The organism is Pandoraea sp., from assembly GCF_041919235.1.
Taxonomy (GTDB): Bacteria; Pseudomonadota; Gammaproteobacteria; order Burkholderiales; family Burkholderiaceae; genus Pandoraea.
This window is the reverse complement of sequence record NZ_JAYRUC010000031.1, coordinates 22,646-47,071: the sequence shown is the minus strand read 5'-3', so window position 1 is coordinate 47,071 and position 24,426 is coordinate 22,646. Positions and strand designations below refer to the sequence as shown.

Genomic DNA, 24,426 nt, shown 5'->3' with positions numbered 1-24,426 from the left:
TGGGGCCGCGCAGCCAAGGACTGGAAGACAGCAATGAACCAATTCGCTATCCTTTACGCGGATCGATTCGTTCGACCGTCCGTGTAATTCTCAACCCGCCTTGAACACGGAAATTCTGACACCCCCCGATCTCTACAAAGTGACTTGTGTGTGATGGCGGGGTTGAAGCAAACACCAAGATTCGACGACGTAGAATGTCACTTCCGTAAGCCTGCTTTCTGAGTAACGGCGAATTGTGGCTCTTGAAAATTGCAAGTGTCTGCCTGGTTCCAGTGGACTGAAGACGGCAGTAGGCCAAATAGTGTCATTCGATAATCTCGTGTGTCGGACATTGGAGCGACGGCGTCGCTCGGTTGCCGGTCACTCACCGACCGATGATGCAAATCACATTATCGGCCTGCGCAAGTCTTCTACTGATCATCTTCAATGAAGAGGTTGCCCAAGTCAGTAGACCAGCCACTACCCAGTTCGACTTCAGCCAATTTCATGACAAATTCGTTGATTGCCAATGTCCTAGCGGCCTCGCTTTCTCCGGCTTGTTCTATTCCGGCACGCAGATCGTTCGCCAGTTCCTCCGCGTAGCTCGCATGCGCCTCTTCCTGCCACGTCTGCATGGCGTATCCAAACGCCTGCTGGATCCCCCCTTGAACCTGAGCCTGCTCGGAGGCCAAAGATCCGTCGTACCTCGGTGCGTACCTCTCAGGCGCGCGAGCATTGACGATGAATCTCGCGGGTCTTGGCGCGCGTGGATTTATCGCGAGCCCGCGCACGGTTAGATGCGTTCTGGTACCGAGGACACCCGAAAAGCGAAAGCCGCCGAACAGCGTAACGTAGGCCACACTATTTTCGCCGACATCGGCAATGACGACGGAATGTTCGAATCCAGATGGCCGCGCTTGAGGCGTCTTTGAATGCGGCTCCAAACTGACGACCGCAGGCCACTCATTTGTGAAATCCCAGCCAGCAAAGTTCGCGATGTTAGGAGTTCCATGTCGTACCGCTCGCCGCAACTCAGGAGATACGAACCGCCTCGCTTGCTCGTTGCCATATAGCACCACGAAGCTAACAATTGCGGTCTTGGCGATGGATCTCCAAATTTTGGGACCATCGAAAGAAAGTGATCTGTGTACTTGCCCCACCTTCTTCTGTACGTGCGTCGCGCTACCAACTTTTGCTGAGATACCGCGCTTCGCTAAGATGTCGAGCATCCGCTTTGCGTCAGCCTCGTCGCGTGCGGCCAGGGTATGCTCAGAGCCGACCGGGAGTTGGTTCGGCAGGCGACCGGCACGAACGACTGGTACGAAGCCGGGAGCAAGGTCAAATTCGATCCCCTCAGGCGTTGTTCCCGCTTTGATCAGGGTAGGGGGTGGCCCATTTCGACCAGACCAGATCTTTAGGCCGTTGCGTAACTCATCAAATCCCTTCGCCAAGGCATCGTCCACTTTTCCTGTCTGAGCATTCGCAAAGGCGTTGTTACACGGCTCGCAAAGCGCTCGGTAGGTGGCGATCTTACCGCCTAGTGCCGAAAGAAACACATGTTCTTCGCTGCCAGGTAGTAAATCGCTGTCGCAGAAAACGCATTTTTCCATCCCATACCCCGTCTATTTTCTCGTTGGCACCCTCGGCGCGACAGAATAGCACCCTAGCGCCCCATTCTCGACTTCTACCAGAGAGGTTCTACAGCGAACGCCAATGGCTACTTCAAGCCGCATCATAGAGTCGCCGACGTCGGTGTCTGTCCGATGAGAACGTGTCAACGCCGACTGAATTCTGACCCGCCGGGGATGCGGACAAAATCTTGGACTACTTTGGAGGTAGTCCATGTATTCATACCAAGAACGGGTTCGGGCGGTCGAGTTGTACCTGAAACTCGGAAATCGCAGCAAGGCGACTATTCGCCAGTTGGGTTACCCGACGAAGAATTCTCTCAAGGCGTGGTGTAACGAATTCGAGAAGAGTGGCGATCTGCAGAGGGGGTATGTTCGCGTAAAGTCGAAGTACTCAGAAGAACAGAAGAACGTAGCACTCGAGCATTACGTCAACCACGGACGCTGCTTCGCCTTCACCCTCAGGACATTGGGCTATCCCTGTCGCCCGATACTGTCGGAGTGGGTTCGCGAGCGCTATCCGGAAACCAAAAAACGCGTGGTTGGAAAGGCCGGCCCACCAGCTGCTTCATTGGTGTCCAAGCAGGCTGCGGTGTACGAACTGTGCACACGGGAAGGAAGTGCGCAGGCGGTGGCGCGAAAGCTGGACGTCGACAGAGTGACGCTGTACAACTGGAAAAATCAGTTACTCGGCCGACAGGCCTCTGCATCCATGAAACGCGACAAGGGCTCATCCGCTGAGACAGATCGAGACGAACTGGAGCGGCAGGTCGAAGCGCTCCAGCGCAACATTCGCAATCTGCAGCTTGAACAGGACCTGTTGAAGAAGGCGAATGAACTTCAAAAAAAGACCTGGGCGTCGACCTGCAACTCCTGAGCAATCGGGAGAAGACGACGCTGGTTGACGCCCTGAGAGAGGAATACGGTTTGGCGGAGCTGCTTGAACAGCTGGACTTGGCGCGCAGCTCCTACTTCTACCATCGCTCGCCCATGCGGGTTGCCGACAAATATGCCGAAGTTCGTCGTACCGTTGCGGAGATTTTCGAGGACAATCACCGATCCTACGACTATCGTCGGGTGCAGGCAGCGCTCAGCAGACAGCGGGTATTCCTATCGGAGAAAGTCGTGCGTCGCCTCATGAAACAAGGTGGCCTCTACGTAAACAGGCCCAAGCGGCGCCGATATCGTTCTTATGTCGGGGAAATTAGTCCTGCTCCAAATAACATCCTCAATCGCGATTTCCACGCTACCGCCCCCAACGAAAAGTGGCTGACGGATATCCCCGAGTTCCAGATCCCGGCGGGGAAGGTATATCCATCGCCCATGATCGACTGCTTCGATGGCATGGTAGTCAGCTGGACGATTGGTACAAGCCCCGACGCCGAGCTCGTGAATACCATGTTAGATGCGGCTATCGAGACCGTGACCCAGGACGATGAGAAGCCGATCGTGCATTCCGATCGAGGTGGCCACTACCGTTGGCCTGGCTGGCTATCGCGAATTGCAAAGGCCAATCTGATCCGATCCATGTCGCGTAAAGCCTGCTCACCAGACAATGCGACCTGTGAGGGATTCTTCGGAAGGCTGAAGACCGAGATGTTCTATCCAGGGGGCTGGCGTTCGACGACCATCGCGGAATTCGTAGAGGCACTGAACGCCTACATTCGCTGGTACAACGAAAAACGGATCAAGGGCTCCCTTGGCTATCTCAGCCCCATCGAGTACCGGGAAAGCCTCGGATGAACGACGTAAATCAGTCCAAGAAAATAACCGCATCCCCGGTGGGTCAGTTTTACATCGGCGCTAACAAGAACGAAGTGAGAGCGCGTCCGTTGTGCCCCAAAACCGGAAGCTCAGGTCGCTACGTCGAATGGCTAAAAGAGGTCGTGAGCCTTCGATCTGAACGGATTGCCGAATGTTTGCCGGCGCGACAGTGTCCGCCCGGCACTACAAGTCCGTTCGAAACTCTGGCCTCGACGTCACGGTTAACCCTCGCTCATTCAGTCTGGATCATTTCAGCGCGAGAATGACCGATTCGCAATGACCTTCAATCGTCTGCAGCGTAGAGTATGGGGGCGAGATGCGTCGGGCTGCGACCGCCCGACGCGGCGCACACTCAATCTCGATTCGCTTGAAAGGAGATTGTCATGGAATCCGAGAGCGGCGTCGGTGTCCACCGCGTGCCGTGGAACAAGGGCAAGTTCACCGGCCAGAAGCCGCCGTTAAAGCTCCGGGAAATTTGGGCGATCCGGACGAGACTTCAGATGGCGTCGAAAGTTCGTGAGCTCGCGATGTTCAATCTCGCAATTGATAGCAAGCTACGAGCGTGCGATCTGACGCGACTGCAGGTCCAGGATGTCCGTCACGGAAGCCGCGTGGCGTCCAGGGCGACAGTCGTGCAGCAGAAGACCCAGAGGCCGGTCCAATTCGAGATCACGGAACAAACTCGTGATAGCCCCGAGGCGTGGATCGAAGCGCGAGGACTGAAGTCTGCGGATTATCTGTTTCCAAGCCGGTTGCATGCGTCACCGCATCTGTCGACGCGGCAATCTGCGCGGATGGTACATCGCTGGGTTGCATCGATTGGCCTGGACGATACCGCATACGACACACAAACGATGCGTCGGACTAGAGCGTCACTGATCTACCGGCGAACGAAGAACCTTCGGGCGGTGCAGTTGCTGCTCGGACATACGAAGCTGGAAAGCAGGGTTCGCTATCTCGGCATTGAGGTCGACGATGCCCTTGAGATGGCTGAGCGGACTGAGGTTTGATGGTGCCGTGGCCGGCGAGAGGTCGCTTACCGGCCATCAGCAGTCGGTCATCCAATGCCGACAATGGACACTCGAGAGGCGTATCCAATCGCATAAGGGTCATTCACGTCGACCTTGAGGCAGGATCAGTCCATCTTTGACCGCGCAAAATACCCGTTCGTGACACTGGTAAACGACGTGCCCGTTATAGATGGCAAGCAGCTCACGGTTGTTACGAAAAAATTGAACATCAATCGGCTTATGGGGAAGCGACTTTCGATCAGCAAGCACCTTGTCCAGGAACTCGGGATGCGCCTTGCCGTCGAGAAGCGTACGGGGATCGGCAAAAATATAGGTTATGAAAGCATTCCGATGCAGATTGAAAGAAAATGCCATATGCGGGCCATTGGGAATCGGCTGACTATATCCTCGGTCAGGAAGTAGGCAGCTTTCGTGATCATATTCACAGACCCAGACGGCTAGGTAATTGTCCCGGTCTTCAAATAATTGCTTTATGATTTGATCAAAAAAATTGGGCTGCCCGTTTTTCAATGGCATAAGCAACATGAACAGAATCCGCAGCCATTCGAGATACTGTACATTGCTTATCCCGAGTTCCGAACATCGGTGTGCTTGATGCGGTTTCCTTCCATCAACAATGCGGCGATACATTCTGAGCAGCTCTGGATTTGTCGGGGCGTGTGCGGCAAGGCCAGGAAACGTATTGATGATCTTTGCAACCGAGAACGGATTTCTCACGAAGTTCAGAAATTTGGCAGAAAAAAGATCGATGATTTCGGTCTTTATATCTTTTTTTGCCTTGAGCTTGTCGAGAAGATTGCTGGTATGCGTCACGACATGGCTTTCGTACTTTTGAAATAATTCTTCAAAATTCAACCGCTTATCGCTGTCGCCTGCCACATCAAAACTGAAAATATCCGAGGCCGATAAATTTTTACTGATGCGGTTGCCGTCCGAGTTTTCAAGAACAAGTCCGTAATTTTCGCGGTCGACAAGTTTGAACGAATAAATACGCTTATTTTTATCGTCAGCCTCGGGATTGGCGGCGTTGAGCCTCTGCTCCGCCTGGGTGACAAAATGTTGATTTTTGGTGTCGTTTTCGAACATGTTGCGTCCCTTGGTTGGTTCAGGCGTTGATCAGACCAAGCGCTGTAAGAAGCCTGGCGAGATCGGGCTCCGCAGCGGCCGCCCGCATAACGGCGTCTAACCTCAGGGGCAAACAATACCGTTCATTCTGGCCGCCGCGTTATGTACGACCGATCACACGCGGAAGCAGCCATCAGACAGATCGCTGATGAACTGACCGTTCGGGGTCGAACACGGCCCTTGATGACTTGACGTCCTAGCAATCTCAGACGTGATTTGACGCGGACTGAGAGACCAGGTCTCGACTTACACAGCTAACCTTCAGTCTCAAGCCTGATGCTTGCTTGTTCTAACATCCAGCTCTCAATTCTCTGATGCCACATGCGAAGCATGTCCAGGGGGCGTCGCCGATAGTGCTTCTCCGCTAGGGCACTAGGTTTGTGCCCCATGATCTGGGCTGACACGCCAGCGGGCATCTCAATCCACTCGCACAGCGTCCCAAATGACCGGCGCAGGCCGTGCACGCTGATGTGCGGCAGCTTGGCTTGGTTCAGCGCTTTCATGTGAGCTTTTCTCGGCTCGACAATTCTTCCATCTTCGGCCGTTGGGCTGCTAAAAACCCACCCGTTGATGCGCGGCAACTGCTCAAGCATCTGAGCGACATATGGCGTCAACGGGATTACTCTGCCTGCCTCTTCGATTTTGTCCGCGAGTGACAGGCTTCCCCATTGAAAATCCACATCGGTCCATTGCAACTGCGCCAACTCTTCGCGTCGAGCGCCCGTAATAAGCAAGGCCTGAAGGTACGCTGAGATGACCGGATTGGGGATCTTCCGTACTTCGGCGAACCAGAGTTTCAACTGCTCGCGCTGTAGGCAGTCCGTCTTCACTTGCGGGCGGGGCACCGACTCTTTCACCGCGCGAGCTGAGCATGCCTTCGCATGCGCGATGCTCGCGAACGCAGGCTGCCCATCGCACCAACTCAGAAACGCTCGCAGTTTTCTATAGGACTGTTCCGCTCCGGTTGGGCGATCTGCTGATTCGGTTGCGAGCCATTTCGAAACTGTATCGGGAGTGAGATCCGCCAGTCGAAGTTGCATCAGCGGTGCGAGCGGACCAGGTCTGGTTAGGCCTTTCCCGCGAATCTTGGCTTCCCCGCCAAGCTGCGCCAGATTGATGTGGTCTCGCAGATGGCGCTCCCCCCAGTTCGATTTGCTGGCTTCCAGGTACTCGGCCCAGGCCTGAGAGACCGTCGATCGTTCTCTTTTCACCTGTAGCTCGGCAGTTCTTGCCGCTGCCTGCGCTTCGGCTTTTTCCGATCGAGGATCGCGTCCTTGGTCTGTTAGAAGCCTGAGGCGCGTTGCCTCAGTTTGGGCCTTCGAAATTGTCCACGAACGGGTGTCGCCGATTGTGATTCGAATGGTCTTGCCGTTGAGGCGTCCTTCGAAGATGAAGGACTTGGCTCCATTCGACGTTACGCGGACGCCTAGGCCCGGTGTCTTTGCATCCCAATGAAGCGTTTGCTGCTTCCCGGGTGCTGAACTGAAGTTTGCGACCCGTTCACTGGTGAAGTTGACCTTGTTCATCGCTGATCTGTGTAGGTGCTATGTAGGCAAATTCTAGCCTTTCTGGTCACCATTGATCAACGCCTGAAAATCCAAAAATCATAATTTATTCAAGTTAATCAGTCATTTGGGTTAATGTTTGAATGTCGATCAATCTCGGTCAATTCAATGTTGTTCGGCCTTCTAAGCCGACGGTCGGGGGTTCGAATCCCTCTGGGCAGGCCACGCGATTCGAAAAAATCAACGATTCTTCCTTTGAGTGTCACGGCGATGGTCGACGGAATGCGTGCAGGAGCGTATGCCGAAAATGTGCCCAGAACCACCTCTGGCGTGAAGAAAATCATTTAGTAGATTCGTTCACGCGCTCATTTGCCCATCGTTCAATACACTTTTCTCCATGGCGTTAAAGCTTGTTGAGTCGGCAGAACCGGTGGGGCGTCGCACTTGCTGCGCCGACACAGTCGGGCCGCTTCTGAAGGCGATTTTCTTCGAGGGCGACATCCTGGTGATCAAGGCTGCATTGGCTCAGCGACCGCTTGCGGCCTGATCACGCACGTGGTCGCGCGTACACTTGACTGGACATTGACTGCTCATGGCATGCGTGCGCTGCTTCCATGGGAAGCACAATGACTCGCATTCCACAAGTGCTCGGCGCTGCAAGCATATTTATTGTGATTGCAGCGACATCGACGGCATAATTCCTCGATCGGCGGGCTTGGCGGCGTATCTGTTCACGGAACCGCAGAATCCGGGGCGCGGATGTTCCGGCAGTTCCGGACGTCATGAAGATGACGGCTCAATCGTCGCCCACCCGTAAGAAATGGCCAAATCGGGGAAAAGAATGAGATCGTGGTTCGCATGCCTGACCGCAACGTGGGTCGGAGCGCTGTCACTTGTCATGGTACCGGCTTCTGCATGGGCCGGTGTCGCTCAAGGCGGCGAGGTTGCCGCTGGCGTGAAATACGAGTTGATTGGACGATGGGGTACCGAGAAGCTCGATACCATTCTCCAGAAAAAGACTCAGGAATTCTCGGGGGTCGATGTCACCTATACACCGGCTCGCAACGCGGTGCTGCTGTATCGCGTGACCTATTCGTCGGTGATTCCGGAGATGAATAACAAGCCGACGCTTGCATCCGGCCTTCTGGCCATACCTGATACAGGCGGCAAGGCGTTTCCGGTGGTGTCCTATCAGCATGGGACCGTGTACGGCCGTCAGGAGGTGCCGTCGTTCCCCGATCAGTCACCCGAGACGCAGCTCATGATCGCGCAGTTTGCAGGCCAGGGTTATGTGCTTGTCGGCGCAGATTACTTCGGTCTTGGTACGTCGACCGAATCAGAAGGTTACATGGTCAAGGCGAGTCATCAGCAGGCGACCTACGACATGCTCATGGCGTCTCGAGACGTCATGAATGCGCTGGGCGTCGGACAAAAGAAGCTCTTTATCGCCGGGTGGTCGCAAGGTGGATTCGTCACAATGGCGTTGCTGGAGAAGCTTGAGCGTAGCGGTGTCAAGGTCAGCGCGGCCGCCACGGCAAGTGCGCCGCTCGATGTGTTCGCCCTGATGCAAGGCATATTGAACTACCCCCGCGCGTTCGACGCATCATGGCTGAACAGTATCGTGATTCTTTCCGTATTCTCGTTCGAGAAATACTACGGCGTGCCTGGTCTTGCCCGATCAGTCATTGCAGACAAATACTATGAAGCCGCAAAGCACGCATACGAGCGCAAGCCGTATGACGCTGCCGCGATCCCGACCGATCTCCACAAACTTGTCAAACCGGCTTACTTCGACTCGCAGTACTTTGCCGACTCCGCGTACGGTAGGCTACTGGCGGCCACCCAAGCTTACCGATGGGACATACGCTCGCCCGTGCGTAATTACTACGGCGAAGCAGATGAGGCGATCACGACGGGTGTGGGCCGGATGGCGATGACCTACGCCCAGTCGATGGGTGCGGGCAATCCTCGGGTGCAGGCCGTGTCGACGGGGCGCACAACCCACCGAGGGACGTTCGCAACGGCCGTGCCTCAATGGAAGGCATGGTTCGACAGCGAATGATAGGCATGGATCGCGTAATTCACGACAGGACCATTCTGCCCAAAGCCGGATCGCAGGCCCGAAAGCGCGTGCCGGATAAGGGGGCGATAAAGGCCCGATTCCTCCCAGGCCGTCCGTTGGCCTATGATGGATAGCCCTGACCCCCGTGGAATGACCTTCACATGCAAGTGCTAGTCGATGCCGACGCCTGTCCGTTTGTCGTCAAAGAGATATTGTTTCGCGCCGCGCAGCGTGCGCAAGTACGCGTGACGCTCGTCGCGAACCAATATCTGCGCACGCCGCCGTCGCCGTTCATCAAGGCGATTCAGGTGCCGTCGGGCTTCGACGTGGCCGATGCGCGCATCGTCGAACTGGTCGAGTCGGGTGATCTGGTAATTACCGCCGACATCCCGCTTGCCGCGTCGGTCCTCGACAAGGAGGGGCAAGCGCTCGATCCTCGCGGGAACTGGTTCACGCGCGAGAACATCGAGGAGCGCCTGAGCGTTCGCGACGTGATGGACCAACTGCGCATTGCCGGCATCGACACAGGCGGGCCGGCACCCTTCAGCCCGCGCGACGGCAAAGCGTTTGCCGGGCAACTCGATCGCTTCCTGGCTCGCCATCGCGCGTCACCTCGATAGGCGGGGCACCCCGCATTTCCTCGATGCCGCACCCCATCGCCGTTGGCGGCAACTCATCGGTATTGTTGGCTCGCTCGTCGCCGCATCGTGGCGGGGGGGGGCCAGCGTTCGACGCCCGTCGCCGATTATCCTTCCTCCGAGATCGCCCGCAACAATTCGGCGAATCGAGCCTCGCACCATCGCATGACATCGTTGGGCTCTCGCCCAAAACGCCAGAGCATCCGCACCGGCAGTTGCGACAGACCGACATCGTCGCAGCGCAGTTCGTGAAGGTCCTCGTACTCCGCAATGTCAATCGGCAGCACGGCCCAGCCGAGTTTGTCGACCACCATGCTGGCGATCACATGCGAGCTGTCCGCCCGCCAGATCGACGGACTCAGTTGCAGGGGCGTGAAATCGTCCATCTGCAGCAGAATCTGCCGGTATTTGGCTAGATCGCTGCGCGTTACCTGATCGCGATGCGCGAGCGGATGGTCGCCCGCCACGAACACCCCCTGCACGGCCGAGCCCACGTACTTGTGCCCCAGCGCGGACGAAATGGCGCCGCGGTCCACGTGGAAGCCGACGTCCGCGCGCTGCTTCTCCACATACTCGGCCACTTCCGTCGACGTGCCGTAGAGCAATGTCAACTCCAGATACGCGAACTGGTACGCCAGATCGCGCACCAGTTCACTGACCGCCTGGTATGGCAACGCCTCGTCGAGCGCCAGCGACAACTGCGGCCGCTCGCCAAATGCCAGCGCATGCGCGCGATGATTGAGCCCCTCGGCCTGTCGCAGCAGCTCCTTCGCCTCAAGCAGCATCACCTCACCTTGTTCGGTGAGCCTCGCGTTGCGACGGCTGCGATCGAATAGTTCAAATCCCAAATCGGCCTCGAGCAGCGCAATCGCTGTACTCACCGCCGACTGGGCCTTGCGCAGCCGCCGGGCGGCTGCGGATATCGATCCTTCCTCCGCCGCCGACACAAAATAGCGCAATTGTTCTATTGTCCAGTTCATCCATCCATTTTATAGATAGGTTCCAACTTTTTCTAACACAATTTTCACGGCAGAATCGCGCTGCTCCAATGTGAAACGCCAAATTGAAACGCCAGCATAGGCGAGGCGGCAGACGACCGGATCTTCCGGTCCGGTGGTCTTCGGCATAGACCCCCTTTGCGCTACGCGCACCTGCCAGCTAGGGCAACCCTGGAGAGATGCGGGCCCCCGGTTCCCCATCGCTGGCTCAGCCACGGGTCGACGCCGCGCACCGAACGCGGTCTCGACGCTCCCGACCGGATGTCGTAAATCCAACGCTCATACATGTCATCGAAAACCAATTACCGAACCCGCTTCGGAGTGCCAACCGGTGTGTCCGTTGGCCTGATCGCCAGTGTCCTCCTGCTCGCCGCCTGTTCGGATCGCGACAAGGAAGACGACGCGCAGGCCACGCCAGAGGCAGTCGTGCAGACTGTCGAGCGCCGTGCGCAGACGCTCACGATCCAACAGCCGGGGCGTCTGGAAGCCTATCGCAGCGCCGACGTGCGTGCGCGTGCTGGCGGCGTCGTCATCGAGCGTCGTTATCAGGAAGGGCAGAAAGTCGCCAAGGGCGACGTGCTGTTCCGCATCGACCCCCAACCGCTGTCGGCCGCCCTGGATGCCGCTCGCGGTGCGCTCGCCAAGGCACAAGCCGAGCACGACTCGGCCCGCGACAAGATCGAGCGATACCGAGGCCTGCTTGAAGAACGCGCGATCAGCGCCCGGGAAGACGCCGAATCGCGCGCGGACGAAGCGCGCGCGCGTGCGGATGTGCTTGCGGCCCGTGCGGATGTGCGCAAGGCGGAACTCAACCTCGGCTATACGCGTGTCGTCTCGCCCATCGCCGGACGCGTGCGTCGCGCCGAAGTCACCGAGGGCGGGCTGGTCGGTCTCGACTCGGCCACGCTGCTCACGCGTGTGGAGCAGATCGACCCGATCTACGTGAACTTCTCGCAGCCGGCCGCCGAAGTCTTCGCCATGACGCGCGATCTGCGCGCGGGCAAGCTGCAGCACGGCAGCGACAGCGATAGCGGCGGCGCACCGCAAGTGCATGTGACGCTGCCCGACGGACGCGAATACTCGCTACCCGGCAAGCTGCTGTTCACGGATCTGGCGGTCGACCCGGGCACGGACACCATCGCCATGCGTGCATTGCTGCCGAACCCGGACGGCGTGTTGCTGCCCGGCGCGTTCGTGCAGGTACGTATGCAGGGGGCCGTCAACCCGAACGTCGTGCGTGTGCCGCGCGAATCGCTCACGCGCACGGCCAGTGGCGCCGTGGTGCGGGTGGTCGACGCGCAGGGTACGGTGCGCGACACGAAAGTGCGTGCGGAGGCCATTGATGGTCGCGATTGGCTGGTGACGGACGGACTCAAGGGCGGCGAGCAGATCATCGTGCAGAACGTCGCTCAGTTCTCCGACGGCATGCACGTCAAGCGCAAGGTGGACGCCGTCGATATCGCTGCCAAGTCAGATATCTCCCGTGACGCGACGCCGCAAGACAACGCCAATGCGGCGGAGCCTGCGCGCGCCGGTCCGGCATCGAACGCGGAGACGCAATAACCATGGCCCGTTTCTTTATCGATCGCCCGGTTTTCGCCTGGGTGATCGCCCTGTTGATCACACTCATCGGCGTGCTCGCTATCCGGGCGCTGCCCGTGGCGCAGTACCCGGACATTGCCCCGCCCACAGTCAGCGTGTGGAGCAGTTACCCGGGGGCGTCGGCAAAGGTGGTCGAGGACTCGGTGACGGCGATCATCGAGCGCCAGATGAACGGCGCGCCGGGGCTGATGTACACGTCGGCCTCCAGCGGTAACGGCCGCTCGTCGGTCAACCTCACCTTCCGCCAGGGCACCAGTCTCGATCTGGCCGCCGTCGAGGTGCAGAACCGTCTGAAAACTGTCGAATCGCGCCTGCCTGAAGTGGTGCGTCGCGATGGCGTGGTCGTAGAGCGTGCTGCCGACAACGTGCAAATGGTGGTCACATTGGCGTCGGCCAATCCCGCCATCGGCGAGTCCGATCTCGGAGAGATCGCCTCGGCGCAGATCATCAACCAGCTCAAGCGTGTGCCAGGCGTGGGACAAGTGCAGTTCTGGGGCACCGAGAAGGCGATTCGCGTCTGGCCCGATTCGGCGAAGCTCGTTGCGCTCGATCTGAGTGCGTCGGACATCGTCTCGAAGATCCGCGCCCACAACGCGCGCGTGACCATCGGCGATATCGGTGCAGGCTCGACCCCTGCCTCGGCCCCGATCAACGCCAACGTGGTGTCGGACGGCTCGCTCTCCTCGCCCGAAGCGTTTGCCAGGATTGCACTGCGGGTGCGCGCTGACGGCTCGGCGATCCGGCTCGGCGATGTCGCCCGCGTGGAATTGGGCGCGGCCGATTATGCGTACTCGTCGCGCGTCGACGGCATGCCGGCAACGGCGATGGGCATCAAGTTGGCCGCCGGCTCGAACGCGGTCGCGGTGATGAAGGCCGTGCGTCAGGTGATGGACGAGCAATCGGCGATGTTCCCGGCCGGTGTTTCGTATCAGATCCCTTACGAGACCGCGTCGTTCGTGAAGGTCTCGATTCAGAAGGTCGTGAAGACGCTGCTCGAAGCCGTGGTGCTTGTGTTTCTGGTGATGTATCTGTTCATGCAGAACCTGCGCGCCACGCTCATTCCCACGCTCGTCGTGCCGGTGGCGTTGCTTGGTACCTTCGGCGTGCTGCTGGGACTCGGCTACTCGATCAATACGCTGACGATGTTCGGCATGGTGCTGGCGATCGGCATTCTGGTCGACGACGCGATCGTCGTGGTCGAGAACACCGAGCGGATCATGGTGGAGGAAGGCCTCTCGCCGTATGCCGCGACGGTCAAGGCGATGAAGCAGATCAGCGGCGCTATCGTGGGGATCACGGTGGTGCTCGTGACGGTGTTCGTACCGATGGCGTTTTTCCCTGGGGCCGTGGGCAACATCTACCGTCAGTTCGCGGTCACGCTCGCGGTGTCGATCGCGTTCTCGGCGTTTCTCGCCCTCTCGCTCACGCCCGCGTTGTGCGCCACGCTGTTGCGTCCGGTCGCTGCCGATCACCACGACAAGCGTGGGTTCTTCGGTTGGTTCAATCGCACCTTTGCGATGGGGACCGAGCGCTACACACGCACGGTCGGCAAGACGCTGCGCCGTCCGTGGCGGGCCATGCTGATCTATGCTGCAGTGCTGATCGCCGTGCCGCTCGCGTTCATGCGGCTGCCGTCGTCGTTCATTCCCGACGAGGACACCGGCAGCTTCATGGTGATGGCCTCCGAGCCGCAGGGCGCGACGCTACCCGAGGCGATGGCCGCGCTCGAACGCATCGAGGGTTACTTGATGCAGCACGAGCCGGTCAAACACGTCTTCGCGCTTGGGGGATGGAATGAGTTCGGTTCCGGCCCTGGCGGGGGCATGCTGTTCGTCACGCTCAAGGACTGGCACGAGCGCACGTCTGCGCGCGACGAGGTGAACGCCATCGTCGAGCGCGTCAACGACAAGTTCGCCGGTCAGCCCGACCGCGTGGTGATGGCCATGAACAGCCCGGCGCTGCCGGAATTGGGCTCGTCGAACGGCTTCAGCCTGCGTCTGCAGGACCGGGCAGGAGTGGGCAAGGAGGCGCTCACCGCTGCACGCGATGCGCTGCTCAAGAAGGCGGCGCAAGACCCGGTGCTCAGAAACGTGATCTTTGCCGGTCAGGGCGAGGTGCCTCAGATCGACGTCGCCATCGACCGGCACAAGATGGAAGCGCTCAAGGTCAACATGGACGACGTCAACGCAACCCTCGCGATCATGTTCGGCTCCGACTATGTGGGTGACTTCATGCTCGGTGCCGAGAACCGGCGTGTGCTGGTTCAGGCGGACGGCAAACAACGCGTGTCGCCGGAAGACGTCGGCAATCTGCGCGTGCGTAACGCCGACGGTGAGATGACGCCGCTCTCCGCGTTCGTCTCGCTCGAGTGGAAGCTCGGCTCGCCGCAGTTCAGACGTTACAACGGCTATCCGTCGTTCACAATTCAGGGCGAATCCGCGCCGGGCAAGAGCAGCGGCGAGGCGATGGCGCGCATGGAGCGACTGATGGCCGACTTGCCCATGGGCATTGGGCACGAGTGGAGCGGCCAGTCGCTCGAGGAGCGCATCTCGGGCGCGCAGGCGCCCGCGCTGTTTGCGTTGTCCGTGCTAGTGGTGTTTCTTGCACTCGCGGCCCTCTATGAAAGCTGGGCGATTCCGGTGGCCGTCATCATGGTGGTGCCGCTCGGCGTGATCGGCGCACTCGGCGCGGTGAACCTATTGGGCATGCCCAACGACATCTACTTCAAGGTGGGACTGATCGCGACTATCGGGCTGTCTGCGAAGAACGCGATTCTGATTGTGGAAGTGGCCAACGATATGGCGAAGCAGGGCATGGCCTGGATCGACGCTGCCGTCGAAGCGGCACGCTTGCGTCTGCGCCCGATCGTGATGACGTCGCTTGCGTTCGGCTTCGGCGTGGTCCCGTTGGCAATTGCCTCGGGTCCGGCGTCGGGCGCGCAGCGCGCCATCGGTGTGGCGGTACTCGGTGGGATCGTAACGGCGACGGTGCTGGCGATCTTCCTGGTGCCGCTGTTTTTCCTGATGGTCGGCCGCTTCGTGCGCCGGCCGGTTCCGGACGCATCGCACGATGCCGTGCCGGCCGTCGAGGGGAAGGTATGACGACGTTTCGACCCCGCTTGCGCGGAAAATCTGCCGCCGGCGCGTGCCTGTTGGCGCTGCTGGGCGGCTGTACGCTGGCGCCGACCTATGAGCGTCCGGCGGCACCGATGCCGACGACGTACGAGGCCGCACCCTCGGGCACCGGCGTCCATCTGGCGCTTGTCGAGCCGGTCGCGGCGAACGCGGATTGGGCCGACATCTTCACCGATTCGGGCTTGCAGACACTGATTCGGCGCGCGCTCGAGCAGAATCGCGATTTGCGCCTGGCGTCCCTGCGTGTGCAGGAAGCGCGCGCCCTATACGGCATCGAGGCGGCCAATCTGCTGCCGAGCGTGCAGGCGGGCGGTGCGTTCTCGCGTCAACGATACTCGGGCGCGGCCGGGTTGTCCGACGGCAGCACGTCCAGCAGCGGGCATGTCGCCAACGACGTGCGTGCGACGGTCGGCGTGAGCGCGTTCGAACTCGATTTCTTTGGGCGCGTGCGCAGTCTGCGCGATGCCGCCTTGCAGGAATATCTGGCGAGCGAGGAAGCGCAACGCGCGGCACAGGTGAGTCTCGTCGCGGAAGTGGCTACGTCGTACATCGGCCTCGTGGCCATCAGCGAACAGATCGCTTACGCGCGTGATGTGCTGGCCGCACGCGAGGCGGGCATGCGCGTCATTCGCCTGCGCGCCGAGCGCGGCCTCGTCGACGATCTCGATCTGAATACCGAGACCACGCAGGTCGAAGTCGCGCGCGCAGCCCTGGCCGAGCGCGAACGTCAACGCAGCGAGATCGTGCACGCGTTGCAAGTGCTGACCGGCGATGTCGGCACGAAGCCCGTCGTGGCCGCTTCGCTCGATGACGCATTCGTCGTGCCCGTGGCGGCGGGGCTGCCGTCGTCGTTGTTGATGCGTCGCCCGGATATTCGACGCGCGGAAGCGCAACTGCGCTCCGCCAACGCGAATATCGGTGCCGCCCGCGCCGCGTTTTTCCCGTCGATCAAACTGACGACGGCCATCGGTACCGCCAGCGCGAGCTTCGGCGATCTGTTCGGCGCGGGCACCGGTGTGTGGTCCTTCATGCCGCAGATCACGGTCCCGATCTTCGACGGCGGCCGCAACCGCCGGGAGCTGGCGCTGGCGAACGCGCGCAAGGAGATGGCCGTCGTATCGTACGAACGTGCGATTCAGACGGCGTTTGCCGAAGTGGACGACGCGCTTGCCGCGCAACAGCTGTTATTGCGTCAGTTCCAGGCGCAACAGCGGGTATCGGACGGCGAGGGCGAACGTCTTCGCTTGGCCGAGCGGCGTTATGCCAATGGGGTGGCGAGCTACCTGGAACTGCTCGACGCGCAGCGCAGCGCGTTTGGGGCGGCGCAACAGTTGATTGACGTGAAGCAGCGGGTGCTTGTCAATCATGTGGCGCTGTATCGCGCGTTGGGCGGAGGCTGGCGGCCGGAGGTCGGCGCGTCCTGAAGCGAGCGCACGGGGTTTGCTCCTCGCCAATCACACCCCGCCGGGTCTCGCGATCCGGCGGGGTTTTTCGTTGGGAGATGCGGTTGGCGCGCGCCTTCCGCGAGTCTTCCATGAACATGGCGCCTCAATGGCATCTCTTGGTAAAGTCTTGGTATCTAATTCAATCCATTAGGAAAACGTTGAGATGCGGCGCCTGAATCTGGATCAACTTCATACGTTTTCCGAAGTGGTCGACGCTGGGAGTTTTTCTGCGGCCGCCGCCCGGCTCTCGCTTTCACAGCCGGCGGTGAGCTTGCAGGTTCGCCAATTGGAGCAGCGATTGAACGTCAGACTGATCGAGCGCGTCGGTAAGCGGCTCAAGCCGACATCGGCCGGCCTGACGTTGCTTGAGCACGCCCGCCGCATCGATGGGGTCGTCGAAGCGGCGATGCAGGCGCTGTCGAGCCACGCGCGTGGCGTGGCCGGCGAAGTGGCGCTCGGCACCGGGGCGACCGCCTGCATTCACTTGCTGCCGCCGATACTGCGCGCGATGCGCAAGCGCTATCCGATGCTCGACATTCGGGTGAGCACCGGCAACACCGACGACGTGGTTGCGGCTGTGACCGAAAACCGGCTCGATGTCGGCCTCGTGACCTTGCCCACGGCCGGGCGTAGCCTTCACATCACGCCGGTGTTGCGCGATGCGTTTGTCGCCATCGCGCCGGTCGGCGATCGGAACTGGCCGGAGGCGGTGACACCGCAGGCGCTCGCGGGCGCGCCAATGGTGGCGTTCGAATCGGGGAGCAGCACTCGCCTGTTGATCGACGAATGGTTCCTGCAAGCGGGGTTGCGCGTGCGCCCGGTCATGGCGCTCGGCAGCATCGAGGCCATCAAGGAGATGGTGGCGGCCGGATTGGGTTACAGCATCGTGCCTCGAATGGCGGTCAACACAACGCATTACCGGCGCGGATTGCGTATCTCGGAACTCACACCGAGCTTGTCGAGAATGCTCGCGATTGTTGTGCGCCAGGACAAGCCGCTTACGCCAGGATTGCGCCACGTAATCTCGGCGCTTGAGGAATTGAGGATCGAGACGTAATTTTCAGCGCGGCATTGATTGGCACTCCGCCTTAAATGGCTTCGTCGTTTTTCGCGTGAAATTGCTGTCCGCAAAGCCCAAAACCGGGACTACAATGCGCGGATATCGGGAATTCATCTGTAAATATTGAGCAACGTGCAACTCGCAATGCATCATCATCTTTATCGATTTGAGGGGCTGCTCGGGGCCCGCTCGGTCGAGGCGCTCGACACCGAGTTTCAGAAGTTGACGCAACGACTCGGATATGAAGCATTGTTCTATGCGCCGCTATTACCGCGTCGCGAACGAGCGGCGGCAGCATTTCAGATTGAAGACCAACGCATTACGGCGCTGGGAATGCCCAGTCGTCACATTTTTACGACATTTCCGGCGGCGTGGATCGAGCGTTATCAGAATGCAGGATATGCAGAAGTCGATCCGGTACTCATTGCCGCGAATCTGTCACCGCTGCCGATTCTCTGGCGAACCTTTCTCGCGCAAAAGCCGCAGCACCCCATCTTCGCCGACGCCCGCGCCCACGGTCTTGGTGCCGGGGTGTCGATTCCCATTTACGGCGCAGCCGGCGAGCGGGCGATCTTCAGCGCCGCGACGGCAACGTCGCCGGAAGCGTGCGTCGAGCATGAGTCGCGCATGGTCGGCGAAATTTATCTGACGGCGGTGTATTTTCACCAGGCGATCCAGCAGCTCGACATGCAATGGGTGGCGAGCCGCAGCTCAGGAAATCTCAGTCCGCGAGAGGTCGAGAGTCTGCTATGGGCGGCGCGCGGCAAAACGGCGTGGGAGATCGGCTTGATATTGAAGATTTCCGAGCACACCGTGACCTTTCATCTCAATAACGCCAAGCGTAAGCTCGGTGCGGTCAACCGGCATCAGGCAATTGCCGCCGCGATCGGCAGCGGTTTGATAGCGCCCTGATCCGTTCGGCAACTCACCCGCCACGCGTGAGTGTTCACGTCCCCACGCTCACGAGGTTGCGCTCGCTTCTCATTTCGTCCAACGTTGCGCCGGCTATTCGGTAGCTCGTGACGTCGCGCGGTCTCCCGGCGGGCGGCGTCCTTTCGTTTTCTCTTCCCACCTGTTTCGACTCATTTGCCCTGACTTGGCGTCGGTTCGCCATCGGATTCGGTGGATTTCACTGCTTTTGCGAAACAGTGTGTTGACGCTTTCAGGCTGGTTCAATCACTGGGGAAACCTATAATTTATTCGTGGCGAAAGCTGATTTACCAGTGGCTTTCGTGTCCATCAGTGAGATACGAACGATTAAAGGAGTAATCCATGAGAATGAACTTGCTGAGCGCTGCTGCGCTCGTTGGGCTGACGATGGCTGCCGGCTCGGCATTTGCCGCAGATCAGGCGCAAGCCAGCGGCGTGACCCGCGCCCATGTGCGCGCCGAACTGCAAGCTGCCCGTGAACTTAGCCTCTCCCCGGTGACGGAATTCAACTTCCCGTACACGTATGAGCAATCGATTCAGTTGCAGAAGCTGACGGCCAGGATCGAAGCTCAGAATCAGCCCGTGGCGCCGCAAGCCCCGGTAGCCAACTGACGCGTAATGCCATAGGCTTCGACGCACGATCGAAAGCCGCCCCCGCGCTCGCCGACGGCTCGCCGGACTCGCCAACGAGTGCCGCCCACGCCGCGCGAATCGCCTCTGCGACGCCGCAGCGCGTCACGACCGCAGCCCCGCCCGAGGATTCGTTCCCGACGGGGCTTGTGTATTTTGGGCGGCGCAGCAGCTCGCTTGGACGCGACGAGCCTTGTCTCAATAGGGCGAGCGCGCAGCCAATGCGGGGGTGCCTCCGGGTCGCGACGTCGACCGCGAAACGGCCGGCGACGTTTGATCGTTGTCCGCGCTCGACTGCCAGCCGCCGCCCAGCGCGAGGAACAGATTGACCTGGTCCATTGCGACTTGCGTTTCTGCGGCGGCCAGCGCTGCCTCGGCATTGGCGTGAGTGCGCGCTGCGTCAAGACTCGTCAGATAGGGTGCCCGGCCGGCCCGATAGAGCTGACGGTTTTGCTCGGCGGCGGCGCGCGACTTGTCGCGGGCGTCGCGCAGGGCGTCGTCACGCTCCAGTGCCCGCGTGTAGGCCGAGAGTGAGGTCTGCGTCTCCTGCAATGCCTTGAGTACCACACCGTCGAAATGCGCGAGGGCGGCATCTGCGCCAGCGGCCATGCCCTTGATGTGCGCGCGAACACCGTTGGTCGGTAACGACCAGGTGATCATCGGCCCCACGGTCCATTGCTCGGTGCGGCCTTGTCCGAAGTGTTCCAGGACACCACTCGCCCCGATCGATGCGCCGATTCGAATCGACGGATAGAGGTCCGCCGTTGCCACCCCGATCTTCGCCGTGGCGGACGCGAGTTCGCGCTCGGCCTGACGCACGTCGGGGCGGCGCTTGAGAAGCGCGGCGCCGTCGCCGACCGGCAGTGGCTGAGTGAGCAGTGGAATGCGACGGCATTGTGTGGCGCTCGCGTCGAGCGTGCCCGGCACCTTGCCGAGCATTACGGCGAGCCGGTAGGTCGCCGCCTCATGCTGCGCCTCGAAACGCGGCAGGGCGGCGCGTAACGTATCGGCCTGCGCCTGTGCGCGCAGCAGATCGGTCGGCTGGTCGCGACCGGCATCGACGAGCTTCCGGGTGATCGCCACGCCTTTTTCCTGCAGCGCGAGTTGCTCCTCGGCGATGTCGTACTCGTGGTTGGCCGCGCAGCTCTGCACATAGGCGCGCACCGTCTCGGCGGCGACGCTCACGCGTGCGACGTCGAGGGCCGCCTGACTGGCTTCGACGGCCGCGAGGGCGGCTTCGTCCGCGCGGGCCAGCTTGCCGAAGAAGTCGATTTGATATGAGACGGACAGCGCGGCCGCCGCCAGATTGACCACCGGCAGCTTCTCTTCCTTGAGGAAACTCTCGCCGGAGATCTGCGCGCGTGCCGCTTCAGCGTCCACGCCACCCTGCGGCAGATGCTCGGCGTCCACCTCGTGATACATCGCAATCGCACGCTGCACGTTGGCGAGCGCAACGCGAACGTCCGTGTTGGCGGCGAGTGCCGCTTTCACGAGCGCGTCGAGCTTGGGGTCGTCGTAGAGCTGCCACCAGTCGTTGGGTACGGCACCGATCGAGACGGCGCGCTGCGCGGGGCGTGCGATGGGACCGTTCGCCTCGGGCGAGCGCATCACCGAGTTCTGCGGCAGATGATAGTCAGGTCCGACGCTCGTGCATCCGGCGACGAGCGCGGCGGCTGCGCTCAAGACACTCACCAGGCGTGATCGCGTCTTCACGGCTGGACTCCGCGCTGCGCCGTGGCGCTCAACGTCGTGGCCGCTGCGGCAGGCAGCGGTGGCGCTCGTTTCGCTGATTTCGACGGGCCGGATTTCCGCGGCGTACCTTCGACGATGGTGACGGTCGCGGTGCGTCCGGCGACCAGCCGCATGTCCTTGGGTACGTCGTCGAGGGCAATGCGTACCGGAATGCGCTGGGCGAGTCGCACCCAGTTGAAGGTCGGGTTGATGTTGGGCAGCATCGACGCGCCGCTCGTCCGGTCGCGATCTTCAATGCCGGCCACAATGCTTTGTACATGGCCGTGCAGCACATGATGTTCGCCCATCAGGCGCACGTCGACTGGGTCGCCGATGTGGATGCCGCGCATCTTCGTCTCTTCGAAATAGCCTTCTACGTGCAGCGAGTTGGCGTCGACCATCGAGAGCACGGGGTGGCCGGTGCTGACATAGTCGCCCACCCGTGGCAAGCGGTCGTTCAAGTACCCATCGGCAGGCGCGAGAACACGCGTTCGCTCGAGGTTGAGCTTCGCCAGTCGCGCAGCCGCCTCGGCCTGTGCCAGCGCCGCTGCACCGGATTCGACCTTGGCCTGACCGGCTTCGACGACTTCCTGAGCGACGACTTCCGCCAATTGATGGTTACGCGCGCTTTCGCGGCGTGCCTGCGCGAGCGTGGCACGCCGGGCCGCGACGTTGGCTTCGGCCTGTTGCAACGCCAGCGTGTAGCGCTCGGGGTCGATCACGAACAGCAGATCGCCACGGCGAACCGGCTGGTTATCCTTCACGTCGACCTCGGTGATGAGGCCGGAAACATCGGGTGCGACCTGCACGATGTCGGCACGAATGCGGCCATCGCGCGTCCAGGGAGCGACGGTGTAGTAGTCCCACAGATGCAGCAGCACGAAGACGGCGATACCGGATATGGCGAGCGTCAGTGCGACGGGACCCAACGAGCGAAGTTTCAGTTTCATGGATGGCAGGCGCGCGCGATGGCGACGATACCGCCCAGCGCGATGATGTACACAGCAAGGTTGAATAGCGAACGGTGCCAGACGAGCCGGTAAAAGCCGATGCGCGCGAGCACGAAGCGCAGCGCGCCCGTCAGCACGAAGGCGACCACCATCAGCACCAGTAGCGTCGGCACGAACACGCCGTAGATATCGATTTCTGCGCTCATTGGGCGCTCCCGGGTTGCGTGACCGGGAACAGCGCTACGTGGATGTCCATGAGCGATGCGCGCGCACTGCGCGACGTCTGATCGGTATGGGCCACCAACGCGCGCACGGCGCCCAGCAGTGTGTCGTGCAGCGCGGCGTCGGGCTGACTCGTCAGGTCGTCGAGCCGCGCCTGATAAAAGCGCGCCACGTCGGTGAGCACCGCCTCGACGGCGTGGCGCTGCCACGGGTTGAGATTCGGGAGCTCGCGCTGCAAGGCCAGCGCCGAGAGTTCGACGCGCACTTCGGTAAAGCCGTCGCTCGACGTTTCGCTCTCGCTCGCCGCCAGGCGCGGCACCAGTTGGCCGAGCCGGTCGAGCAGGCGCGCGCGCAGACGGTGATGTTCGGCCACGGAGCGTCCAAGCGCGTTTCGTGCGATGTCGCGCCAGCTTGAATGAATCAGTCGGCGCATGGCCACGCGCGTGCCGAACGGGCGCGTCTGCAACGTCCAGAGCAAGGCGAACAGCACGCCGGCGAGTCCGGCGATATTACCGTTGAAGAACGCCTGGAAGTCGGCGGTGTATCCACCCTGAATGCCGACGAAGCTCGCCGTGTTGACCGCGACGAGCATGGCCACCATCGTGAAGCGTGGTTGTGGGATGAGCGTGCCCAGCAGCAGGTACGGTACGGCGAAGAGTGCGACAAGCAGACCGAAGTCGTGCACATTCGTCAGAATGAAGAACACGTACACGGCGGCGAACACGACGCACACCGCCGTTGCCCAGAAGAACGAGCGGATGAACGGCGCGGGCTCGTCCATCGCGGCGAAGAAGCAGCAGGCCACCGCACCGAGCGAGACGCCCGCGGCACCGTCGTTCCAGCCGGTGTAGATCCACGCCATGCCCATGAGGAACGTGCACAACGCAGCCGAAACGGTCGAGAACAGCAGCAGGCCGTGGTCATAGTGGCGCGCGCCCCCGAGTTCCCAGTGTTGAAAGGCGGGCGTCCATTCGCGCTCGCCGTTGCGCTCGTCGCGCTGACCGAAGCGGCGCTGGAGCGACGCGCAATCCTGCCAGAGCTGCACGAGCGAGCGCAGGCGATCTTCCGTTGCCGCCACCAGCGCGCCGTACCAGTCGGAGGCCTCGTCGGCCGACTGCGGCGGGCTCAGCAAATGGTCCGGGGCCGGTGTCGGCGCACCGCGCCGCAACCATGCGACCACGTCCGCCATCTTCGCCTCGAGCGCTGCGGGGGCGCCCCTCGGATGCGCGCGCAGCGTGTGCACGAGCGAAGCCACCGTTGCGAGCACGGGCATCATCATCGTCATGCGTCCGCGTAGTTCCTGCGCGTCGCGCACGCGTTCGGACGTGTCGGCGTCGTACGAGAGTTGGCTAATCAACTGGTCGAGCGCCAGAATGTCCGCTGCCATGCGATGACGGCTCATGTGGCGCGCTGCCTTGCCTTCGGGGTCTGACGAGAGCATATCGGCCGTCCAGCGCGCCGCGTCGGTCAACCAGCGTGTCGAACGGTCGTGCAGCACCTTCGCCACGCTGGTCGGCAGAATCACCGCGCCGACCACGCTTGCGCAAACGATACCGAGGATGATCTCCTCGGCGCGCGCGACGGCGATATCGAAGATGACCGCCGGCGTATTCACGGCCGGCAAGGCGATGAGCGGTAACGTGTACGACGCGAGCAGGAACACGTAGCTGCGCGGCGAGCGATGCAGCAACGAAATGTAGAGGAGCGTGCCGGTCCACAGCCCGACGGCCGCCATCAGCAGCTCAGGCGTATCGACAAGTGCCGGCACGAAGACGACCGATGCGCTTGCGCCAAGCAGGGTGCCGAGCACGCGATACAGCGCCTTGGAGCGTGTGGCGCCGGTCAGCGGGTGCGACACGATATAGACCGTGGCCATCGCCCAATAGGGACGCGGCAGGCCGAGGGCGAGCGCGATATAGAGCGCCAGCATCGAGGCGAGGAACGCCTTGAGCGAGAAAATCCAGTCGCGGGGGGATGGCCAATTGAACACGG

At 61.0% G+C, this 24,426-nt stretch carries 18 protein-coding genes and 1 tRNA gene; 11 read left to right on the top strand and 8 right to left on the bottom strand.

All coding sequences use genetic code 11. The annotated features are described in order from the left end of the window. Positions 1–410 precede the first annotated feature (410 nt). On the bottom strand, positions 411–1,589 hold the full coding sequence (locus ACE3UG_RS20455) for an HNH endonuclease (RefSeq protein ID WP_374627353.1): 1,179 nt from the start codon (positions 1,587–1,589) through the stop codon (positions 411–413). A gap of 232 nt (positions 1,590–1,821) precedes the next feature. Between ACE3UG_RS20455 and ACE3UG_RS20450 the strand changes: the two genes are divergently transcribed. Both ACE3UG_RS20450 and ACE3UG_RS20445 read left to right on the top strand, forming a co-directional pair. Continuing rightward, positions 1,822–3,350 (top strand): IS3 family transposase gene (locus tag ACE3UG_RS20450; protein WP_374627351.1). Its coding sequence is split into 2 segments (ribosomal slippage): positions 1,822–2,449 and positions 2,449–3,350, totalling 1,530 coding nucleotides; the frame shifts between segments, so codons are not numbered across the junction. Positions 3,351–3,754: 404 nt separating this feature from the next. Then, on the top strand, positions 3,755–4,381 hold the full coding sequence (locus tag ACE3UG_RS20445; RefSeq protein WP_374627348.1) for a tyrosine-type recombinase/integrase: 627 nt from the start codon (positions 3,755–3,757) through the stop codon (positions 4,379–4,381). 99 nt (positions 4,382–4,480) lie between these two features. On the opposite strand, the gene ACE3UG_RS20440 is transcribed toward ACE3UG_RS20445, so the two are convergent. Both ACE3UG_RS20440 and ACE3UG_RS20435 read right to left on the bottom strand, forming a co-directional pair. Further along, positions 4,481–5,488, bottom strand: coding sequence for a hypothetical protein (locus ACE3UG_RS20440; protein WP_374627345.1), 1,008 nt, complete (start codon positions 5,486–5,488; stop codon positions 4,481–4,483). A gap of 293 nt (positions 5,489–5,781) precedes the next feature. After that, positions 5,782–7,053 carry a tyrosine-type recombinase/integrase gene (locus ACE3UG_RS20435; RefSeq protein ID WP_374627343.1) on the bottom strand — a complete coding sequence of 424 codons (1,272 nt, stop codon included), beginning with the start codon at positions 7,051–7,053 and terminating at the stop codon, positions 5,782–5,784. Positions 7,054–7,177: 124 nt separating this feature from the next. Here ACE3UG_RS20435 and ACE3UG_RS20430 point away from each other — a divergent pair. The 3 genes from ACE3UG_RS20430 (at position 7,178) to ACE3UG_RS20420 (ending at position 9,714) form a co-directional block, all read left to right on the top strand. Beyond that, positions 7,178–7,257, top strand: a tRNA-Arg gene (locus ACE3UG_RS20430). A 673-nt stretch (positions 7,258–7,930) separates the two neighbouring features. Continuing rightward, a complete protein-coding gene (locus ACE3UG_RS20425; protein WP_374627341.1) occupies positions 7,931–9,094 on the top strand; it encodes an alpha/beta hydrolase family protein in 1,164 nt (387 codons plus the stop codon). A gap of 161 nt (positions 9,095–9,255) precedes the next feature. Further along, the gene (locus tag ACE3UG_RS20420) at positions 9,256–9,714 is read left to right on the top strand and encodes a YaiI/YqxD family protein (protein WP_374627339.1); all 459 of its coding nucleotides are present in this window, start codon (positions 9,256–9,258) and stop codon (positions 9,712–9,714) included. A 125-nt stretch (positions 9,715–9,839) separates the two neighbouring features. On the opposite strand, the gene ACE3UG_RS20415 is transcribed toward ACE3UG_RS20420, so the two are convergent. Beyond that, on the bottom strand, positions 9,840–10,712 hold the full coding sequence (locus ACE3UG_RS20415) for a LysR family transcriptional regulator (protein ID WP_374627337.1): 873 nt from the start codon (positions 10,710–10,712) through the stop codon (positions 9,840–9,842). A gap of 303 nt (positions 10,713–11,015) precedes the next feature. Between ACE3UG_RS20415 and ACE3UG_RS20410 the strand changes: the two genes are divergently transcribed. From ACE3UG_RS20410 to ACE3UG_RS20385, 6 genes are all read left to right on the top strand, one after another. Then, positions 11,016–12,293: an efflux RND transporter periplasmic adaptor subunit gene (locus ACE3UG_RS20410; protein ID WP_374627335.1), complete on the top strand. Its 1,278-nt coding sequence runs from the start codon at positions 11,016–11,018 to the stop codon at positions 12,291–12,293. A gap of 2 nt (positions 12,294–12,295) precedes the next feature. Further along, on the top strand, positions 12,296–15,433 hold the full coding sequence (locus ACE3UG_RS20405; RefSeq protein WP_374627333.1) for a multidrug efflux RND transporter permease subunit: 3,138 nt from the start codon (positions 12,296–12,298) through the stop codon (positions 15,431–15,433). Further along, on the top strand, positions 15,430–16,890 hold the full coding sequence (locus ACE3UG_RS20400) for an efflux transporter outer membrane subunit (RefSeq protein WP_374627331.1): 1,461 nt from the start codon (positions 15,430–15,432) through the stop codon (positions 16,888–16,890). The genes ACE3UG_RS20405 and ACE3UG_RS20400 overlap by 4 nt, the downstream gene beginning before the upstream one ends. A 184-nt stretch (positions 16,891–17,074) precedes the next feature. Further along, positions 17,075–17,968 (top strand): LysR family transcriptional regulator, encoded by an 894-nt coding sequence (locus ACE3UG_RS20395; RefSeq protein WP_374627329.1) that lies wholly within the window; start codon positions 17,075–17,077, stop codon positions 17,966–17,968. Between the two features lie 147 nt (positions 17,969–18,115). Next, complete coding sequence (locus ACE3UG_RS20390; protein WP_374627327.1) at positions 18,116–18,883, top strand: LuxR family transcriptional regulator; 768 nt, start codon at positions 18,116–18,118, stop codon at positions 18,881–18,883. A 360-nt stretch (positions 18,884–19,243) separates the two neighbouring features. Further along, positions 19,244–19,513 carry a DUF4148 domain-containing protein gene (locus ACE3UG_RS20385; RefSeq protein ID WP_374627325.1) on the top strand — a complete coding sequence of 90 codons (270 nt, stop codon included), beginning with the start codon at positions 19,244–19,246 and terminating at the stop codon, positions 19,511–19,513. A 216-nt stretch (positions 19,514–19,729) separates the two neighbouring features. Here the strand turns inward: ACE3UG_RS20385 and ACE3UG_RS20380 are convergent, their stop codons facing one another. From ACE3UG_RS20380 to ACE3UG_RS20365, 4 genes are read right to left on the bottom strand one after another with little or no spacing between them, the layout of a single operon-like run. Continuing rightward, the gene (locus tag ACE3UG_RS20380; RefSeq protein ID WP_374627323.1) at positions 19,730–21,244 is read right to left on the bottom strand and encodes an efflux transporter outer membrane subunit; all 1,515 of its coding nucleotides are present in this window, start codon (positions 21,242–21,244) and stop codon (positions 19,730–19,732) included. After that, complete coding sequence (locus ACE3UG_RS20375) at positions 21,241–22,212, bottom strand: efflux RND transporter periplasmic adaptor subunit (RefSeq protein WP_374627321.1); 972 nt, start codon at positions 22,210–22,212, stop codon at positions 21,241–21,243. The genes ACE3UG_RS20380 and ACE3UG_RS20375 overlap by 4 nt, the downstream gene beginning before the upstream one ends. Continuing rightward, on the bottom strand, positions 22,209–22,418 hold the full coding sequence (locus ACE3UG_RS20370) for a DUF1656 domain-containing protein (protein ID WP_374627319.1): 210 nt from the start codon (positions 22,416–22,418) through the stop codon (positions 22,209–22,211). The genes ACE3UG_RS20375 and ACE3UG_RS20370 overlap by 4 nt, the downstream gene beginning before the upstream one ends. After that, complete coding sequence (locus ACE3UG_RS20365) at positions 22,415–24,424, bottom strand: FUSC family protein (protein ID WP_374627317.1); 2,010 nt, start codon at positions 24,422–24,424, stop codon at positions 22,415–22,417. The genes ACE3UG_RS20370 and ACE3UG_RS20365 overlap by 4 nt, the downstream gene beginning before the upstream one ends. Between the last annotated feature and the right edge of the window lie 2 nt (positions 24,425–24,426).

What these genes read in the sequence shown, in the direction of transcription:
- ACE3UG_RS20400 (WP_374627331.1), top strand. Translation starts at nt 15,430, where the DNA reads ATGACGACGTTTCGACCCCGCTTGCGCGGAAAATCTGCCGCCGGCGCG.
- ACE3UG_RS20415 (WP_374627337.1), bottom strand. Translation starts at nt 10,712, where the DNA reads ATGAACTGGACAATAGAACAATTGCGCTATTTTGTGTCGGCGGCGGAG.
- ACE3UG_RS20405 (WP_374627333.1), top strand. Translation starts at nt 12,296, where the DNA reads ATGGCCCGTTTCTTTATCGATCGCCCGGTTTTCGCCTGGGTGATCGCC.
- ACE3UG_RS20390 (WP_374627327.1), top strand. Translation starts at nt 18,116, where the DNA reads ATGCATCATCATCTTTATCGATTTGAGGGGCTGCTCGGGGCCCGCTCG.
- ACE3UG_RS20425 (WP_374627341.1), top strand. Translation starts at nt 7,931, where the DNA reads ATGGTACCGGCTTCTGCATGGGCCGGTGTCGCTCAAGGCGGCGAGGTT.
- ACE3UG_RS20420 (WP_374627339.1), top strand. Translation starts at nt 9,256, where the DNA reads ATGCAAGTGCTAGTCGATGCCGACGCCTGTCCGTTTGTCGTCAAAGAG.
- ACE3UG_RS20435 (WP_374627343.1), bottom strand. Translation starts at nt 7,053, where the DNA reads ATGAACAAGGTCAACTTCACCAGTGAACGGGTCGCAAACTTCAGTTCA.
- ACE3UG_RS20440 (WP_374627345.1), bottom strand. Translation starts at nt 5,488, where the DNA reads ATGTTCGAAAACGACACCAAAAATCAACATTTTGTCACCCAGGCGGAG.
- ACE3UG_RS20375 (WP_374627321.1), bottom strand. Translation starts at nt 22,212, where the DNA reads ATGAAACTGAAACTTCGCTCGTTGGGTCCCGTCGCACTGACGCTCGCC.
- ACE3UG_RS20385 (WP_374627325.1), top strand. Translation starts at nt 19,244, where the DNA reads ATGAGAATGAACTTGCTGAGCGCTGCTGCGCTCGTTGGGCTGACGATG.
- ACE3UG_RS20455 (WP_374627353.1), bottom strand. Translation starts at nt 1,589, where the DNA reads ATGGAAAAATGCGTTTTCTGCGACAGCGATTTACTACCTGGCAGCGAA.
- ACE3UG_RS20445 (WP_374627348.1), top strand. Translation starts at nt 3,755, where the DNA reads ATGGAATCCGAGAGCGGCGTCGGTGTCCACCGCGTGCCGTGGAACAAG.
- ACE3UG_RS20370 (WP_374627319.1), bottom strand. Translation starts at nt 22,418, where the DNA reads ATGAGCGCAGAAATCGATATCTACGGCGTGTTCGTGCCGACGCTACTG.
- ACE3UG_RS20410 (WP_374627335.1), top strand. Translation starts at nt 11,016, where the DNA reads ATGTCATCGAAAACCAATTACCGAACCCGCTTCGGAGTGCCAACCGGT.
- ACE3UG_RS20395 (WP_374627329.1), top strand. Translation starts at nt 17,075, where the DNA reads ATGCGGCGCCTGAATCTGGATCAACTTCATACGTTTTCCGAAGTGGTC.